This window comes from Spirochaetota bacterium (assembly GCA_038043445.1).
Classification (GTDB): domain Bacteria; phylum Spirochaetota; class Brachyspiria; order Brachyspirales; family JACRPF01; genus JBBTBY01.
Map to the genome: position 1 here is coordinate 19,373 of JBBTBY010000054.1, position 18,468 is coordinate 37,840.

Sequence of the window (18,468 nt, forward strand, 5' to 3'; positions counted from 1 at the left end):
CTGCTCCTTGCCGCATCACTCCCTGGCGATGAAAAACAGCTGTACGGAATCTTTTTCACTGCCGCTGAAGTGTATCGTCATGCCCCCGCTTTCGATCGGGACCGGTGTTCCGATCATCGTCTGCGCATGTGCACCGGCAAAGAGGGGTGATGAGATGCTCGCGGCAGAGTTTCCCTCCGTATAACGTGCGATGAGCATGAGCATTCTTTTGCCGCGCGTCCACAACGCTGTTTCTACCCCATCAGGTGCGATCACATTTGTTCCCTCACGAAGTATCCCATCGGTCAAAATATCCTCATACGGGCGCAGCGACCGAATGACCTCGTTCATCACCTGATATTCACGCGCATCCACACCGCGTGCGCTCCAGAATATCACCCCGCGCGCTCCGGAGAGGAATGCGACAGCAAGTCGATTCCTCAGATCCTCAGGGGTGCGTTCGAACGTTACCGTTCCGCCGCCGCATGTCATCCAGGGGATCATTGGAATGCCTTCCGGCATCGCTTTGTATATCTTCCGCAATTCCTGTCCGAGCGCATCGGTCGGGATATGATACAGCGTCGGATTGGCGAACGCGGCAATATTCGAGCGGGAGAGCGGCATGAACGGCGTCCTGTTCCCGAAATCCGGTTTGCCGCCGGGGGCAACACCGTACCATCCGAGCCGTGTCGCGGGGGCTTGCGACTTGAAGCGTGCCCAAAGCGATACATAGAACTCATCCCAGAAACCCTGATAGGCTGCTTTGGCAGCATCATCAGCGGATGGTAATTCAGTTGATGCCCGAAAGGTGATGTTCCTTTGTCCGCAGTATGTTTTCCATGCCGCTTCGCATACCGAGCATGAACAGATATCGCCGCCCCAGCTGGGTTCGGAATCGAGGAAGAGAAAGTCAAGCTTTGCTTCTGCAGCGACACGGACACTGTTGAGGTCCTGGTTCTCCGCATCCGCAAGGTATTCGTCGCGGTATACGCGCGGACATCCTACCGCGCTCGGCTTTCCGTTCGCCAGATACAATGCCTTGCGCCCGTTCTTTACCGTGTTTATCTGCACGTTGCAGTACGGGCTGTAATTGCCGCCCACGACAAGCCCGGCATTCCGGGCAGCGTCAAGCATGTTCGTCACCGCAAGGTCGGTTCTTTTCCAGAGACGGTAATAGTAGTCATTGCCGGATAATGGGGTGAAAAGATTCAATCCGATGCGCCGGTAATTATTGACGACATCGGGCCATCGCTGCCAGAAAGCAAAATCGACGAATGATGATGACAGTAAAAGGTCTTTGAACGGTTCAACAGCGGGTATCGATATCGTTTCAACAATAAGCCGCTGTTCGGTGCCTGCGCGCAAAGATGATGCGCCGCCGACGATGCGGATATCGGAAACGGTCCCGGGAGCAGATGTCGACACGAGAAACACTTCCTCCGCATTCTTCACTTCGACCGGAGTGATGCGACGGCCGTTCTCGACTATCGCATCGTTCGTCCGTGCGTACGGGGCAACGATCGCTATACCCTCCGGAAGATAGAAGAGCAGATGCTGCCCGCCTTTCTTCTCCTCGTTCAATACGAGAGGGGTCAGCACTTCGCGGGCGATGTATGCACGCGGCTGCCGGTAGAACGGGGTGATATCCGGTGATGTGTATGCGATCCTTTGGTCCGCGGCGGATATGCCGTTCGTCCCCGCGTACACGCAGATCTCATCAAGATATAACGTGGATGCGATAAGTGATACGGTGAGGAATCTGCCTTTGCCGCGAAGACCGCTGAGCGTGATCCAGCCGTGAGGGTTATTGTCCTGCATGCCGATGCTGTCGCGCATGCGCCACTGGGATAATGCCTGTGCCTTGTTGAGTTCACCGATGAGACGGAATTCATTTGTTGTGTTGCCGATGAACACCCTGCATAAGGCGGGCACACGTATTCCCGATGCCTCGCTCGAGAGATGCACGGCGACCGTGTCAACCGGCATGTTCCCGTCGAGATCGATGGAGATATTGACATAGCGTGCCTCCTGCCACCAGCCGACGGTACGCGGGTCCCACCAGCACCGCTCGGCGAGCTCTCCGTCGGTGAGCTGTACCGCGTCGTTCGCATCGCGGCACATCGGATTTCCCTGATAGCCGTCCTTGAACGCGTCAGGTGCGATGTTCCATGTGTACGAACGACCGAACGCGATATTTTTCTCGCCGCGGCCGCTTTCCGCCATGTTGTTGTACAAGCTGAGATCATCGATAAAAAGATCAACCGTCTCTCCGGAAGGCGGATCATTGACAAGCACGGCATATCCCGTCACAACGGCGGTGTCGGGGTCGCATTTCATTTCCCGGCATGACTTCAGCGCTTCGCCATACAGCGAGACGCTGATGGCATACCAGTCCTCTTTTGACTGCTTTGCGAGACCGCCGAATACCGCGTAGCCGCCGGGCCGAAGTTCGAATTCTTTTGTCGTATCGCTTGCGAGGAGTTTCGCGCGCAGGCGCGGTGCTATTTTTACCAGCATTTTTTCATTACCGGAACGCCTGAGGAAACCGCCGAACTTCATACCAGGCTCAATCGCCATGTCGGCGGGGAAGCGCTCGTAAAAATAGACGAATGTGGATGCGCCGTTGTTCCGGAACGACAGGCGGAGCGCCTTTTTCCCTTCGAAATAATTTACGGAAGACAGGCCTTTATAGATGATCGATATTCCGGGGTCGCCGAATTTTTTTCGGCGGTAATCTCACCGGCGCAGTTGGCGCTTGCGTACGCGGGGCCGTAGGCGAAAGAGTTCAGCGATCCCTCATTTTCGAAATTATTCTGCCAATAAGTTTTTGATGCCTCAACGGACAGAGAGCAGCAAAGAATGACGGCAACGAGACTAAGCGTTCTTTGTGTGCCTGCTGATAGTGTGAACATGCGTACTCTCCTTTCCCATCCTGTCAAACAGTATGATACACTGCAATAACGCTCCCGGCAAATGGGAAAAAAACCCAACTTCCGTCCATACGTGTATCCATAGCCTCTCCGCGACGGCTGGAATACCCAGACCATTCGCCGTATTTCTATTCAGAGAACAATGTTTCCCCTGTCACCGAAAAAAGGAAGGCCAGCATGATCGGTGCATTCGTCCATCCCGAGTATATACTGCCCGCACCCCCTTCATAGTGGTCGCCGCCACCCCATGTTCTTTTCTGAATGTCGTACATCCCGCGCCAGCATCCGTTGAAATGTTTTGAAGTGCTTGTATCCTGTATCCTCGCAAGGAGTTCAAGCGACTTCTCTGCCGCGGTTTTATACCGGTCATCGTTGAACAGTATCGCCGCGTGCAAGAGCCCGAGTGTGGCCCAGTTCTGCGTATAGATAAGATCGACAAGATGTTCACCGGCGGGCGATTCGCCGTGTTCCGCGGGAAAGTTCCCTGCCTCCTGCTGCGCGCCGATGAGAATATCCGCCGCTGTCCGTGCAACTGAACGTATGCGGTCGCTCTTGAAATGCTTTGCGCATATCGACGCGGTGAGCGTGAGATAGGCATATTCCGAAAGCGACCACGGGAGCCCGCGGCGCGAGAGACCCGCATAGCGGTCATCCTTCGGCGGACCGGCGAGCGCGTATCGTTCATAATAGGTCTCGACAAAACCGGCATAATCGGTCTGCGGATCGACCGCCGCCGCATGCGCAAATGCCATCGTGACAAGTCCCATCCAGTGCGGGTTCGTGCTCAATCCTGATAGTATCTTTCCGGAATCCGGGAATAGGCGTACGCCGTTCGTGCGGAGGAATTCGGTATAAGGCCCCAGCAGCAGCAGGAGCTTTCGCGCTGCGGCTATTCCCATCTCCCGATACGCCGGCACTGTGCGGCCGAGGAGCAGCAGGAAGGTGATGACCCATGAATTGTCGTCGATATAGAACGTCGGTTTTCTGACCGGCTGATAGAATTCCCAGAGATCTTTCTGCGGGATATCATCGGTGCAGCGAAGACCGCTGCGTTTCGTGCAGAAATCCACTATGGCATGTGCGGCCGATGAGAGGCTTTGATCGCCAAGATAACGCGAGGCGAGCGATAAGGCATATGCCGTTTCGAAATTGCAGTCGGGCCGGCGATGCTCGAGCACGGTAACGCCGCCGCCGAGCTCCGTCTGGAACGGGAAGGAGCGGTTCACCTGCGCGCGAGCATCCGGGGAAAGACCGGTGATGATGCGTTCAGCGACACCCCAGTATCCGTCGGCGGGGTGCATGATGCCGGAATCCCTGAACCAGCCGATGTTCTTCCGCACTACGCTCATTGTGTCCATGTTCTACCTCTCATCATGAAAGGTATGTATGGATAGATGATCGACTATGACCGAATGACGTATAAATTCATACTGTTTTTGGGGCTCATGTGCGCGCAGATGAGCCCGTACCGGCGATCATCTGTCCGTCGCTCCCGCCGACTTCGCATCGTACGCCCTGACATGGTCGACGATGAGCGTGAAATCTGCACCGGCAAGCGGGAGCATACCGACGGCGAAATATGTCACCGCTCGCAGCGTTTTTTTATCCTTCGTGAACTCGTGCCGCACGGTGATGGGTACGCCGCCGTCATTCGCGCCGAATTCCCTGGTGATATTCTCAAGGGTGAGCTTCGCCTTCGTGTCGGCTCCGTAGGAGCGTATTCGCTTGAGCCCGCTGCCCTGGCATTCATACTTCCATTCGACGACGGCGTGACCCTCCGCGGCGCGGTCGGGTATGTCCTTAAGTACGATCTTGAATTCCTTCTGCACGGTGCCCGGTGATGTTGTCACATGGATAAAACATCTCCCGTCACGGTTATCGATGCGGACCTCCGCGTTCGCCGGCGTGCTTTCAACGACGAAGGTATCCGCGGCCGCAGTGAATTGTTTTTCCCAGAGCTTTCGCTTCGGGAAGGAAAGGATGCCGAATTTCTCCGGCTGATGGAAACCGCTGAGTGTCGCCGACCAGCCGTATGCACGGCTCTCCTCGGGCCTGTCGCCGATCCTGGTGCGGTAGAAATTCACGGCCCATTCGGTGCCCGCCGACGGTGTGATGGCCCCGAGCGATGTGAACGGTATGCGCATCTCAAAGTCGAATCTGCCGTCCGAACGTTTCGTTCTCAGCTCATGCTCGATATCGACCTTTTTATCCTCGCTTTTCTGCGATATGCCGCGATAGGCATCGTACACCGCACCAGACGTGTCGATGACAAGATGATGATACTGCGCGGTGACCGACATGCCCGCCTCCTTGATACCCTCGCGATCGGCTGAAATGAATATCTCGATGGAATCATTGTTCCAGAGCGATGCATCGCGCGCGCCCGGTACGATCGTCTTGAACGGCGTCTTCTGGAACGCGCTCCCGGCGATATAGAGCGCCGCATCATCATGGGCGGTGTAGATGAGCGTACGTTCATCGGCCGCCTTTCCGGTGCGATTATCAACGAGCGATATCGGTTCATTCCATTCGCCGAGGTCGCCGTCGATGACCGGCGTAGAACGCGGACAGTCCGTGCTGAACACGACATTCGCGTCATGGCGCACGCCCTGCTCAAAGAACGGCTCATATCCTTTCTTCATGTACTCCGCACGCGCGGCATATATCGTACCCGCTTTCGTCTTCGCCAGCGCCGCATCGAGGAGCGAGAGAAGACGCGCACGCACGTCCTTCGTATAGGTGCGTTCCCAGACGACGGAGCGCGGCATATTGAAATTGAATTCTTTGGGTGCCGGTATGTTCTCCCACTTCACGTTCTCCCAGCGGTCGATAAGGAGCTTGTGGAATTCCTTCATCTCGCCGGCAGCCGGTCCCCAGAGGAGCGAGAATTCATCGACAAGCGCATCGACATCGATGTCGGGATTCCAGAGGAGCTTTTGCCAGAGATAGACCATAAGCCCGTCGAACGCGTAGGAAGACATGGAGTGTCCGTTGAGATAGAGCCCGGATATCTTCTCGCGGTTAAGCATCATGAACTTCTGCATATAATGCGGTACTGGATACGGTATCATTACCGAGTCCCTGATGCGCGGGCTGTGCGGGTAATGCACCCATATCCATAATTTCTGCTTCGAGCGTTTGTTGAGCGCATCTATCTCTTCAACGGCATCATTCCAATAATCGGGTTCCTTGAGGTAGGCGGCAGGCGCCCGCCCGGTGCCGAACTTCACGATATTAAGCGCAATGTTCTCGGGTACGACCACGCCCTCGGGGATGGCGCCATAGTACGGATAAATGGGCACCTTGAGCACCTTATCCGGCCACTTCGCTGCAACAGCGCGAGAGAGGCGCAGTGCGTAATCCCATATTATCTTCGAATAGATCGCATACGGCGGCGCGTTCAAGTCGGTGCGTTTCATACATCCGTCGCAGGCGCATCCTTTATAGCCGTCATTCGGCCACCAGTAAATATATTTCCCGTTGGGGGCATACCAGGAGGCGTTGAAAAGCCGCGCATTACTTTCGCCGGCAAGCGAACGCTCTATCTGCCGCACATGTTCCCTGAGGCCCTCCTCGCTCGCATAACAGCGCTGCGAGGAATGCGTGCCGCGATCGCCCGTTGCCCGCGTGCCGTCATCGCGGAGAGCGAAGTATTCCGGATGTTCGTTCGCATAGAATTCATGCCAATACACATCGGTATGTCCGAAATTCTCATAGAGCACGTCGCCTGAGCGGAGCATCCTGTCCCAGAGCACCCGTCTTTTCGCGTCCACCTTCAGGAGCGGCGCATCGAGCGTCTCATACCCGGGGTATGACGATTTCCTCAGTGCAAAGACCGGACGATCGTTATACGCTACTGCGGGAACGATCACTGTTGCCCCGGTGAGATCGGGGATATGCATGCCCATATCGCCGGGAAAATAGAAACGGAAACCCAGCATGCGCTCAAGGAAATCGGCGACAGCGAAGAACGTCCCGCGGCTGTGATACTGCGAATCGCGCGCTAGTATTCCTGCATCCTTTACCGGCGAAGGTCCATCCCTACCGGCGAGCACGATGCCGTTCTCAAAACTCACGATGGAAAGCGATTCCAGCGGGAGCGCATCGCATTTCGCATACACGGCTTTGACGAATTCATGCTCCGACGGTCCGATATAGATGGCCTTGCGCAATGACCGGTCAGTGATGATGGGGACATCGGCTCCTATCGCTTTATCAAGGAAATATTTCAGACGTTCTGCTACCTCTTTATAATAGGACGATCTCTCCCCCGATGACGGTATGACGATGTCGCAGGCGGCTTTACCATCGGCACACAGCGTAAGCGGCGGTATGTCCTTTTTCAGTTCGAGCGATACGGGCGAAAGCGCCTTCGATGTCCATGGATCTGCAACGCCAGTCGCTGCTTCCGCAGAGAATACGCCAAGCGTCATCAGCAGGAAGAACTGTAAGGATTTTGCTGCATGCATCATACCATCACTCCGCGGCAGGGGATATCGTTCTCAATACCATCGCTTTCCATTGTACTCAATCCGAGGTGTTTTGTATATGCACTGAACTGACATTGCTATACAGCGGATAGACATACGGCAGCATCTGCGGTCCTTCGTTCGTCCGCAGACGCAGCAAGGGCGCGTATATTCTCTTCCCCGAGCACTGCAAGTCGGGCAAGGGAGCGTTCAATATCTGCCGCACACGCATCGAGCGACCCGCTGATATCCATGGCAGCATGGAAAAGCGCGTAGGGCGTTGTATGGTCGATATCGAAGAGCCATCGTCCGAGCCCGAGCTCAGTGAGCATTGACGCCTTGCGCCCCGCTTCCGCGAACTGCGGATGCAGTACCGGCGTGCCGGCGGCAAGGGCAAGGATCACCGAATGCATCTCCATGCTCACGACAATGCGCGATGCGCGGTACACTGCTTTTGCCTGCGCTGTGCTCCAGAACTTGTCCATGAACACACAGCGTTCACGTACCGCTTCCGGGAGTTTCGCGTAGACCTCATTGCGCATGACGTCTATCTCGATGCGCACCTCGGGACAGAGCAGCACGGGCATATCGGCCGCAGTCACCCACTGCGTGATGAAGTCGCGGAGGAGCGAGAGATGCGACTGTTCACGCTGGACGGTGATATATCCCTGCACGCTCGTACGGATGATAAGCGAGATGAACCCCTTATCGGCGAGCGAGTGTACGGCAAGGAATCGCTTTGCCCAGGCAGTATCTTCACCTGGATAGAAGAATGTGCTGTCGGGGCCGAATCGCAGTTTACCGGTACCGATCCCCTTCCCGGAAAGATAATCGACGGAATCCGGATCACGCACGGAGACGAACTGTGCATCGGTGAACAGCGTACGAAAGAAGCAGTCGGAGGGATGATCAAGCGCTTCGAATGATTGCCCGTTCACTGCGTAGGGCATGCCGTGCTTTCGAGCAAGAACGAGCGGCATGGATCGGACCAATGTTATATCCCAGAATTTCCGCTTATCGGCAGCGTCTTCACCGGGCTTCGGCGGGAACGGTTCACCGCGCCCGAAATTGAACGTGGTGCCCGAGTTGTACATCACCGCATCGACCGTATCGAGGCATGCATAGAAGTCCGCGTGATACGTTCCGAGCTCAGCTTCAACAGCATCCGCAAAGGCATCGATTATCCAATGGGTGATCTCATCCGAACGCTCGAACGGCAGTACGCCGCGCTCGTACGCGGAGGCGTCCTTTCCCCACGTCTTTGCGGCAATGGCCGATAGATACGGTGCATCGGTGCCGGCAGGAGGAACGAACGGGTTCGGGAACACGGCAATATCGGGATAATGGCCGGCATACCAGGCTTTTGCCGTCAGAAAATCATCCGAGCCTGCGGTGAGGTTCGAAAGCAGACTGATCCGGGTGCCCGGGTACAGGCGCTTTACGGATGAGATGAGCCCCGGGGTAATGGCCATATCGCCGATATTATTGACGCTCCATGAATACGCGATAAGCAAGTGTTCCATCGCTGTCCTCCGTGCGGGCTTTTATTATGAAATGAATATACGTATGACTTGACGGCTGTTCTTTGCGGAATTTCAGCTGCCGCGGAATTTAGCCGTGTTTTTCCGTGCGGTATTCGCCGGGTGAGATGCGGCAATGGCGCTTGAATACACGGTAGAAATTCGAAAGGTCGCCGAAGCCGCAGTCGAACGATACGCCGGTGAGCGGGATGTCGGTCTCCGTGAGAAGGCGGCAGGCACGCTCGATGCGCAATGCCGAAAGATGTTCGATGAATGTTTTGCCGGTGCGTCTCTTTATCGCCCTGCTGAGCGCGTTGTATTGCATGCCTGTTTCATCGGCGAGCGCGCGGAGCGAGAGCTCCGGGTGGAAAAAGTTCTCTTTGATGTAACGGACTATCTCGTCTTCGACAGTATGCTGCGGAGGGTCATCGGCAAGCGTCATGAGAATATCGAACACTGCCATGCGTACACGCGTGAGCGACCGTCCGTCATCCTTCGGCTCGTTGAGTATCGCACGTATCCCCGCTTCGATGCGGTGACGTCGTACGTCGCCGGCAAGATCGATATGCCGTCGGTCGAACACTTTCACAAGCGAGAAATCCCCGGCTGCCTCGGCAATTGCGTTCTCGATGTAGCGCTCATCGAAGAGAATGGAACAGCGCTCGCCGTCGGAATCATCGTAGCGGTGACGTACGCCGCGTCCGATAAGCACAACACTGTTCGTCGACGCATGCAGCGTTTCACCGGTATCGGGAAATTCCCAGCGGTTAGCACCGGAGAGATAATAATTGACCTCATGGAGGTCATGCGAAACAGGTCCATCGGGCGCTTTCATACGCGTCCGGGTGAAGTAGACGCGCAGGCTTTCGGTGCGGAATATCTCGATATCGCTCACGATCATTTGCCCATTGTATGATGATGCAAGATAGTCCGCAAGCGCATCAATAATCAAAACAGCCGCTGGTTTTTAGCCGTAAGAACCGGAGATACGAGACGCAGTTCACCGTAATGGATAAGTAGTTTTCATTTGCCACCATCGCCGCCTCCGTAGCGGCCACGCCGCCAGGCAGCGCCTTACACGCGCACGCTTACACAGCCCAGTATACCACGATGAAAGCACCGGTCGTTTACCTGCTTACGTCGACATCAGCACTAAGAGAGGAATAGGAGTTTTCATTAGCCGCCATCGCCTCCTCCGCTTATATGCAGTATACCACCCGGCGTTCTCCTGTCAAATCCAACCCTGTTCAGCGGTATCACATCTCCTACCCCGTTCTAACCCAGCCCCACCCCCATCGCTCATTGTCATTTCACGCGAATTCACCGATATTTTATTTCTTGCGACAACAGCTCTCCTATGCCGCTTGTCTCAGGCATCGGCAAATTCGTCCACGTAGTGTGCATCTTCCGAGATTGGGCAGTATGTTAACGGCAATTCCTCCTGTTTTACCGGCGGAGCGCGCGGCGGTTCAAGGTGCCAAGCATCTATAGAAACGAGCCATTGCTTATACAGGAACGTATATCCTTCACGGATATATTCAACGATCTGCATCTCTTTCCCACACTTCGGGCATTTTAAGGGATCGACCTCATACACTTTGCGGATCAGCATCGCCCAACGTTTCCTATACTCTCGCTGCTCTACCGTCGCGCCTTCTCTTGGCATCTCGTCATACTCTTTTTCTTTCGCTCTCGCGCGGCTCGAGTACTCGCCGTAATAATTGATATACCTTTGTCTATATTTCGGTATATGAGATGTTACTGCAGCAAGAAAATCATTCGCTTCGAATATCTCAAAGTTTCGCCGCTTTCCTTTGTTCATAGTTCCGTGATACAGAACCTTCCCGGTCTGCGGCACGTACTCCATAGATTCAAGCGAAAAGTGCGGCTTTACAATATATCGTGCTAATTGCTCGAACTCAGCTACACTCCGTTCATCGGATTTCTTGAATTCAACACGCCGCCGAGCGTATACAGAGAACCCGTTATGCCGATAACCGGAAACCTTGGCGATCGTCTCCTCGGTAACAAATCCCTTTTCAAGCACGTAATTAGTGATCGCCACCTCCCAAAGAGAACGCAGATATTTCTCAGCAAGATCCCCGTATCGAGGCATGAAGTAGAATGAACCGGATGGCGTAAAGATGCCGTCTGTCGTGATCAAATGAATATGCGGGTTTGGGTCCTGATATTCCCCTGCGGTTTCTATAGATATCACTCCGCCCGGACGTCCGTACGCAGGGACGCGTGAGCGAGCGCGAGACATGGATGTCGATTTGCGCGAGCCGTCCCGCTGAAGCGTGTTGCACATGAAGGCATGTATACAATCCCAAGCCATCCGTGAAAGGTCATTGAGCGCCGGTCTATGCCAATAGAAATTTTTACGCATAAGCTTCGGAATGGTAAAGACTATATGACGGTGTGGAACTTCAAGCGCTATTGTTTCGGTTATGAATGCTCCAGTTTCCAGCATGTGCTTCTGCATGCAAGAAGGGCACGCACATCGCGATTTACAAGAAAACGGCAGAATATACTCGTGCTCGCAGTCATTGTCTTGGCATTGTATTCGAGCAAATCCATATTTAGGAATACCGTATTTGCGGTACTTCTGTATTTCCCCGGTCTATCTCCGGGCGGAAAAAGCCATACTGCTCACCATAGACGACATTATACTCTTCACGGAAAGCATCATAATGCGCTTCCATGATCTTATAGAGCGGAGATCTCCCCGGTCTGCGTTGACGATATACCCCTTGCGCCTGCACATATAGTATTGAACACAGTAAATATTAAAATTCAGCCTGATACATTTCCGCATACAGGTATGTTCTCCCCTCTCTCACTTCCCTGTGAGAGAGGGGAGCGGCATATACGCCTTCTCCTGCGCAACGCAATAATAGCCGAGGGGTGAGTGTTTGTCTTCGCGACGAAAAATAGAATATCAGCCTGATGCTTTTGTATGAAATGCATCACGAGCCCCGTGATATGTTTTTCTTAAACCCCTATTCCCGTCAAAATATTTTTTCTCACTCCAAGTATTTTATCAGCCTCCCCTTTCCCCTTTTGAAGGGGAAAGGGGCTGGGGGTTAGGGGTTATTTCGGAGCGGCGTATATGTTCCCACCTGCACGACATAATAAATGCCGAGGGGTGAGTGTCCCCTCACTGCAGTACACGCTCAATAAATCGCATGAGATCATGCTCGAACAGCAGCACCATCGGTTCGATGTTCTTCCCGTCATTGGTCGTCTCGCGGAGCGTATGCGGCAGACCCGCCGCCTCAAGATATATCGGCGAATGCCCTTTCGCGCGGAGCACTTGCGCCATGGCGCGCGACTGATCGACCGGCACCACGGTATCGCCCGAACCGTGAGCCATCCACACCGGCGCCATAGCGGCATGCACATGTGCTATCGGCGATGCATCGCGGTAGAGTGATACATCGGCGGACGGCGTCGTTCCCATGAACGTCGTCACCATGGTGCCGTTGCGTTTCGCTTCGTGATCGTACTGCGCGTTCATATCGGTGATGCCGCAATTGCAGACGACACCGCAGAGCTTCGGCATGGCGTGTTTCTCAGCGGTCGCGCGTGCGCCGATCAGCATCGCCAAATGCCCGCCGGCAGAAGAGCCGTATATCATACACCGTTCATTATCAAGCCCGTGCTGTCCGTTATTATTGCGGAGCCACGCAAGCGATACGAGCATGTCCTCGTATGGCGCAGGAAAGCGGTGCGCTGGCGCAAGGCGGTAGCTTACGAGCACAAGCGCAATGCCGCGCTGCTTCAGATGCGGCCAGAGGAAAGCGTACGATGACTGGTCGCCGTTCTGCCACCCGCCGCCATGAATGCCGAGCACATAGGGATGCGGCCCTTTCCCCTCGGGCAGATAGATATGAACATTCCCGCGTTCTGCGATGGCAGGATTTGCCTGGACTATCACCGGTGTCGACATGTTCGCTCCTCGCTCCATGCAACTTCAATAAGATTCAATGAAAAGACATGCGTGACGGGATATCGTTTTCGACGTTCCCTTCGCAGGGAACAGCAGTGCTTCGCCGGTCCAGAAATCCCGGTAGCGCAGCGATGTATCGATATCCGTTCCCCGTATGGCGAACTTTTTCGGTCTATCGGCATAATTGACGAAAAGATATCTCCTGCCGTGCTCGTTCATCTGTACCCAGCGCTCGGGGTGTACATGCTCGAAAAGATCGATAGGCACGCCGCGCCCGCGGTCCAGAGCGGCAACGGTCCTTCGCACGAGATCAAGCCCGCGCTCATTAAGCCGAGAAAGTTTGTCGGAAAGAGCTATGACGCCGCCGGTCACCACAGCAAGCGACATGAGCACGCATGCTTCATCATACGTTACGAAATTCTCCCACATCATCTTCCATTCGATATTCTGGTCCTTCATGTTCTGGAACACGTTGAGCGGGTTCATGCGGCGCAGGTCCGCATCCGTGCTCGTATCATCGCCGCGGCAGACAGCGAAATCCGGGTCGCTCCACCAGAGCACGCGGTTCATCCAGTAGCGTGCGGCCATCGACTTCACATTGCTCATGACATTATGCCAGCGCGGGGCCACATCGGACGACACGCGCGTGCTGTTGACGATGCCGTCGCCGATCTCAAAGGGAAAATTGCAGCCGAGTATATGCGCATCCTTCCCCGCGGCATCCCTGATGAGCGAGAGCGCATCGCGCATGAGCTTTCCCTTCGCCGCCTTCACCCCGTTGTGATGTACCGCGTTCTGCAGATGACGGAGGAAATCGAGCTTGAAATACTCATAGCCCATGGCGCGGTAGCGGGAGAACAGTTCCGAAAGGAATTTCCTGCTCTTCTCCGCGGCGGCATCGAGAATGAACCCCATGCGTTTCATGCACTGGAAGGGAAGACCGGGCAATTTCTTATCGCCGGTCGCGAGCATGTCGGCATGCCAGTCTGCTATCATGCTGTGTTCCTCAACGATGAATGGCGCGAACCACAGCCCCGGCTTCATCCCTTTTTCCTTTATCTTCCGCGCGAGACCATCCATACCGGACGGGAATTTATAGTTCACTTCCCAGTCGCCGTAGGCGTGCTGCCAGCCGTCATCGACGACGATGTATTCGATATGTTTTGACAGCACCGGATCGTTCGCGATGAGATCGACATTATCCATGACCTCGGATTCCGTGATGCTCCAGCGGTAGTAATCCCAGCTGTTCCACATGATGGGCCGTTTCGAGAAATCCTTTTTTCCGGAAGACTGGCGTTCGCCGTAGCGTTCGAGGAGCGCATGCCCGCTTTTTCCGGAAACAATAGTAAGCGGTGTAAGAGCGATGCGATCACCCTTCTTTACATCGACCTCGGTACGCATCGATGCGGTCAGTCGCGATACGCCCTTCGCCGTCGGTGTGCCGGTAATGAGCGAGGGGAAATCTTCTTTCAGATCAAAAGCCATGAGCGCGAAGCCATCGTCCAGTTTCAGCGCGGTGAAATGCCAGCTCTCGAAGGGCTTGCCTGCCTGCTTCATCGGGAAGCGAACGAGCTCGCAGCCGCCCATGACATGACCGTGAACAAGGAGAGACCGCGGGGCAATAACGCCTGGTCCGATCGGGTGAAGGATATCGATGCGTTCACAGCAGGCCGCCTTGGTGAACTGCACATCGCCGCTGAGCGTTATGCCGTCACTAGCACCGTCATGATGCACTGCGACCGCGATCGAGACGATGATGCCTTTGCCCGTGCCGATATGATGTGCGGTGCCGCCGCTATTCTGCGTGCGCCAGCGAAGATCGGTGCCGCGGACAAGAGCGCTTCCTGTTGCGACCGCGATGGAGTATCGCGCAAGATGAAGACCGCCGATAGTCGCTGTGAAACACCCGCTCTTCGGGTCAAAATGAAAAGCATGCATCGATAGGACCTCCGGCATGGCGACATTCTATCGCAGTATTGCGTTCATGCAATGGTGCCGGGGCATTATTGAATATCGGAAAGCAATGCGTTCAATCGCGGCAAGCTATCGTGCAGCTGTTTCGCTGTCATGCTTTTTGTCATGGGCTCGAACTCGCCGATCTCTGATGGACGTATCGTGAACGCCGCCCATTCCTTTCCGTCAATGCGGATGAGAACGCCGGCAGCAAGCTCGGCAGGCGAATAGCCGCTCCCGTCATCCTTCTGGTAGACGCGTTTCCCTATCGAATCATAGAGACGATACTTCCCCGCAGCAATGCCCTGTATCATGCAATTGAGATACATCGGATACGGATAATCGTTCGCAACGGCAACAAGCATGTTCCCTTTGTACAGGAACGAACGTGTGATCGACAGCGTCACTTCTTTTCCGCCGATGGTCTTCGGTACAGGCGAGACGATGACCGCGTTCGCGGCATCGGTCCTCTGTCCGTCGAGCACCGCATCTTCGAGCGCACTGATGATCCCGTTCGCTCTCGCCTTCAGTGCGATATACCGTCCATCCTGCATGAAATGATACTGCCATGTCCCGTATCCTTCCAACCCGTCAAAGAAACACAGGAGCGCCGTCATATAGAAATCACGCGGCAATACCGCCTGCTCATCGAAATATTCTGTCGCCATAAAAAGCGTCCGCGGCATCCGAGGCCCCCCGGCATGTCCCGACTCGCGTCGCACGCGGTTGATGTTCGCGAAGTCTGCAATGAGCGGCGTGAGCGTATTGCCGATGATACCCGCGCGGCTGAACGATGTGAGATACACCGTGTTCGGATACGACCATGCGATCGCTGATTCGATATCCTTGTAGAACGCCTGATGGTCATGCGCACGCGCCCAGGAATGGCCCGGTGTCACATAGCTCGGTTCATAGGCGATGACGAAGTCCGGCTTGTAGTCGAGCTTCATCTCATCGCCTGCCTCGCGCGTGAGCGACTGAATGCGGCGTATGATGTTCGCGTACTGATATGATGAAAAGCGGTTATGCTCATCGCTCTCTTTATTCGTAACGGCATCCGTCCAGTTCACCATCTCGCTTTCGCTCTTCTTCGTGAACGCTTTGTATTCCTCACGGCAGCGGTCGCAGACACAGCCGAGCTTCTGGAACATGTAGGGCTCCCAGTTCGCATAGATATGATGCGCCTCGGCAAGCGTCTTCGTAATGCGTTCCTTGAGCACGGTGCGGCCTGAACGTTCCCTTCGCAACATCGGCATTGTAAAGCCCCGCGGGATCCATGGCATTGCTGTATTCGCCCGCTTTGAAGAAGACGACGCCGTCATCGCTCACGAAATATTCCTCACGGCTCGGGTAGAACACGCCGGATGCAGTGCGCGCCCCGTGATTCGCCGCAATCTCGCCGATCGGCTCTATCGAACCGAGATCGACAACAATATCCATGAATTGTACGCCGATGAAATTCGCGCACTTCGATGACACCCAGAAGAATGCGCCGCTTTCCGTTTCACCGTCGGTGAGTATCGTATCGTAGTCGGGTATCGCCTTGAGACTCTTCTCCCAGGTCTTTGCCGGGAGCGCGCTCATCGTGTACTTCTTCCCGCGCGCGATATTATCCGCCGACAATACCCCCGCGGCGAGTACGGCCAATAGTAGGTGCTTCATGCGTGCATCTCCTTTCACAGCGTATCGCGGATAATGAGCTCTTCCGGCAGGATGATGCGCATGCCCGGACGGTAGCCAAAGCGTATCTGCGCGGCGAGCTCGGTAACAAGCGAACGCCCGATATCGGCATAGGGAACGCGGATAGCGGATACGGCGGGGGTCATGCGCGCAAGGTCGGGATGGTCCTCGCAGGAGAGGAACGATATCTCCTTCGGCGTCCGGTGCATGATGGTCGGCTGTACGGCACGTGCAAGTTCCGATGTCGATACGATGACGCCGTCGTATGCATTCGACGCGATCGCATCACGCGCACGGTCGGGTACTGTACCGTCGCTCCCGCAGCTTATGACGGAGGTATCATCGAATATGACTTTTCCTTCAGTACAGGCAGTCCGCAGCGCTTCTATCATCGGCCACGCCCATGCCGACGCACTGTCCTCGGTGAGGAAAAGGATGCGCTTGTGCGAACGAAGCATGATGGTCGCTGCTTTATGAACGCTCGCCCGTGCATCGGTAGCCACACTATTCATGTCCGTGTCGGCAGGCGCATGAACCATGTGCGGGAACTGCTCGGAGGCGAGCGCTTGTATGATATCCTCCATGCCCGAGCTTGAGAATATGAGCACGCCGCCGCCCTCGGCTACTATCTTCTTCACTTTCTGCGAGAGCGTATCCTCATTGCGCACAAGCGTTATCGACACTGAACGCTCGGCAGCCCCCGGGGCACCGATGACGCCGTCCATGATGCCGTAGAATTTATGCCTAAGCGTGATCGAGGCTGATGAGCGGAAGAAGTTCTCATTGACGAGCACCTGCACGCGCATGACCGAAGCCTCGCTTTTGTGCATGAGCACGGTGCCACGCCCGCGTATGCGCCGGGCGAAACCTTCACGTTCGAGGAGATCGAGCGCCTTGCGCGCTGTATCGCGGCTCACATCGAATTCTTCCATTATCGATGTCTCGCTCACATTCACATCGCCGCTGTCCGCACGGGAGGTAAGGGATTCAAAGATCGTACGGTATGCTGGCGCAGCATTCTTCTTTTTCGCATGCGGTGTTCTCATCGATGCTCTCCCGCCGGGCGCGTATGGATGCCGTTCTCATCGGCCTCCACCGGTATCGGATCGGATACCGTATCTTTCTTGTCGCTGCACGTACCCATGAGATATATCCCGCCTTTCCACGCGACGATCTGTCCTGCATAGACCGGCGATGGTGACCGTTCTATCATGCCGCAGAAGCGGTACGGACCGAACGGGGAATCCGACACCATCGCGTATGTCCCCGATCGGAGATCGCGTTCACTTATTTTTGAACGCCATGCCGGCGCAATGAGGTGTCGATGCGTCGAGAATATGAGATACCATCGTCCGCTGAGCATGATGATGGATGGGCATTCAAGCTCCTCCGCGAACGGCTCGATCTCGAGTGGCGGAAGTACTTCCCAGGAGATCATATCACTCGTCCGTGCGACCCCGACGCTTCCCCGTGATGCAGTGTCGCCGTCATGTTTTCGCGCGCACACAACGTGATAGACCGCTCCATCTGCTGTGAACATCGCGGGATCGCGCCAATGCATGAACGGACGCTGGCCGCTCGTGGTTCGTTCATAGTAGCGTTCGTCAACTTCGGTAACTGGATTACCCGCATGCTTTTCCCATACATGCAGATCGTCGGAAACCGCGAGGCCGACACGCTGTATCGTCGATTCCTCATTGCGCGGATGACCGGTATAGGCCATCCAGAATCGGTCTTTATAACGGATGATCGACCCGGTGGCAAGATGATGACCGTCCCAATCGCCCGGCCCCGCTCTGAGAACGATGCCTTCATACGTCCATGACCGCAGATCTCCGCTCACCGCATGACCGATATCCCAATTCATATGCCGCGCGGCAGGCGGATTATCGCTCGATGCGGTCAGGAAAAAACAATGCGCGCGCGCGCCATCGATGAAGAACCACGGGTCGCCGATCCATTGTCCTGGTATGCTCAGCAAC

General features: G+C 55.3%; 11 protein-coding genes. All 11 read right to left on the minus strand.

Translation table 11 applies throughout. From position 1 onward, the window contains the following. Positions 1-15 precede the first annotated feature (15 nt). Complete coding sequence (locus AABZ39_08030; protein ID MEK6794708.1) at positions 16-2,538, minus strand: hypothetical protein; 2,523 nt, start codon at positions 2,536-2,538, stop codon at positions 16-18. A gap of 499 nt (positions 2,539-3,037) precedes the next feature. Further along, positions 3,038-4,267 carry a hypothetical protein gene (locus tag AABZ39_08035; protein ID MEK6794709.1) on the minus strand — a complete coding sequence of 410 codons (1,230 nt, stop codon included), beginning with the start codon at positions 4,265-4,267 and terminating at the stop codon, positions 3,038-3,040. A 117-nt stretch (positions 4,268-4,384) separates the two neighbouring features. Next, the gene (locus AABZ39_08040; GenBank protein ID MEK6794710.1) at positions 4,385-7,381 is read right to left on the minus strand and encodes a DUF4838 domain-containing protein; all 2,997 of its coding nucleotides are present in this window, start codon (positions 7,379-7,381) and stop codon (positions 4,385-4,387) included. A 95-nt stretch (positions 7,382-7,476) separates the two neighbouring features. Then, positions 7,477-8,901 (minus strand): polysaccharide pyruvyl transferase family protein, encoded by a 1,425-nt coding sequence (locus tag AABZ39_08045; protein ID MEK6794711.1) that lies wholly within the window; start codon positions 8,899-8,901, stop codon positions 7,477-7,479. An 88-nt stretch (positions 8,902-8,989) separates the two neighbouring features. After that, complete coding sequence (locus tag AABZ39_08050; GenBank protein MEK6794712.1) at positions 8,990-9,799, minus strand: AraC family transcriptional regulator; 810 nt, start codon at positions 9,797-9,799, stop codon at positions 8,990-8,992. 468 nt (positions 9,800-10,267) lie between these two features. Then, a complete protein-coding gene (locus tag AABZ39_08055) occupies positions 10,268-11,512 on the minus strand; it encodes a transposase (protein MEK6794713.1) in 1,245 nt (414 codons plus the stop codon). Positions 11,513-12,058: 546 nt separating this feature from the next. Further along, positions 12,059-12,850: an alpha/beta hydrolase gene (locus AABZ39_08060; GenBank protein ID MEK6794714.1), complete on the minus strand. Its 792-nt coding sequence runs from the start codon at positions 12,848-12,850 to the stop codon at positions 12,059-12,061. A 24-nt stretch (positions 12,851-12,874) separates the two neighbouring features. Then, positions 12,875-14,809 carry a glycoside hydrolase family 36 protein gene (locus tag AABZ39_08065; protein ID MEK6794715.1) on the minus strand — a complete coding sequence of 645 codons (1,935 nt, stop codon included), beginning with the start codon at positions 14,807-14,809 and terminating at the stop codon, positions 12,875-12,877. A gap of 47 nt (positions 14,810-14,856) precedes the next feature. Then, a complete protein-coding gene (locus AABZ39_08070; protein ID MEK6794716.1) occupies positions 14,857-16,062 on the minus strand; it encodes a hypothetical protein in 1,206 nt (401 codons plus the stop codon). A gap of 420 nt (positions 16,063-16,482) precedes the next feature. Further along, complete coding sequence (locus AABZ39_08075; protein ID MEK6794717.1) at positions 16,483-17,532, minus strand: substrate-binding domain-containing protein; 1,050 nt, start codon at positions 17,530-17,532, stop codon at positions 16,483-16,485. Beyond that, positions 17,529-18,467: a hypothetical protein gene (locus AABZ39_08080; GenBank protein MEK6794718.1), complete on the minus strand. Its 939-nt coding sequence runs from the start codon at positions 18,465-18,467 to the stop codon at positions 17,529-17,531. The genes AABZ39_08075 and AABZ39_08080 overlap by 4 nt, the downstream gene beginning before the upstream one ends. Between the last annotated feature and the right edge of the window lies 1 nt (position 18,468).

Excerpts from the sequence above, each read along its gene's own strand:
- AABZ39_08050 (MEK6794712.1), bottom strand. The coding sequence starts at position 9,799 with ATGATCGTGAGCGATATCGAGATATTCCGCACCGAAAGCCTGCGCGTC.
- AABZ39_08030 (MEK6794708.1), bottom strand. The coding sequence starts at position 2,538 with ATGAAGTTCGGCGGTTTCCTCAGGCGTTCCGGTAATGAAAAAATGCTG.
- AABZ39_08045 (MEK6794711.1), bottom strand. The coding sequence starts at position 8,901 with ATGGAACACTTGCTTATCGCGTATTCATGGAGCGTCAATAATATCGGC.
- AABZ39_08065 (MEK6794715.1), bottom strand. The coding sequence starts at position 14,809 with ATGCCGGAGGTCCTATCGATGCATGCTTTTCATTTTGACCCGAAGAGC.
- AABZ39_08040 (MEK6794710.1), bottom strand. The coding sequence starts at position 7,381 with ATGATGCATGCAGCAAAATCCTTACAGTTCTTCCTGCTGATGACGCTT.
- AABZ39_08070 (MEK6794716.1), bottom strand. The coding sequence starts at position 16,062 with ATGCCGATGTTGCGAAGGGAACGTTCAGGCCGCACCGTGCTCAAGGAA.
- AABZ39_08035 (MEK6794709.1), bottom strand. The coding sequence starts at position 4,267 with ATGGACACAATGAGCGTAGTGCGGAAGAACATCGGCTGGTTCAGGGAT.
- AABZ39_08060 (MEK6794714.1), bottom strand. The coding sequence starts at position 12,850 with ATGTCGACACCGGTGATAGTCCAGGCAAATCCTGCCATCGCAGAACGC.
- AABZ39_08075 (MEK6794717.1), bottom strand. The coding sequence starts at position 17,532 with ATGAGAACACCGCATGCGAAAAAGAAGAATGCTGCGCCAGCATACCGT.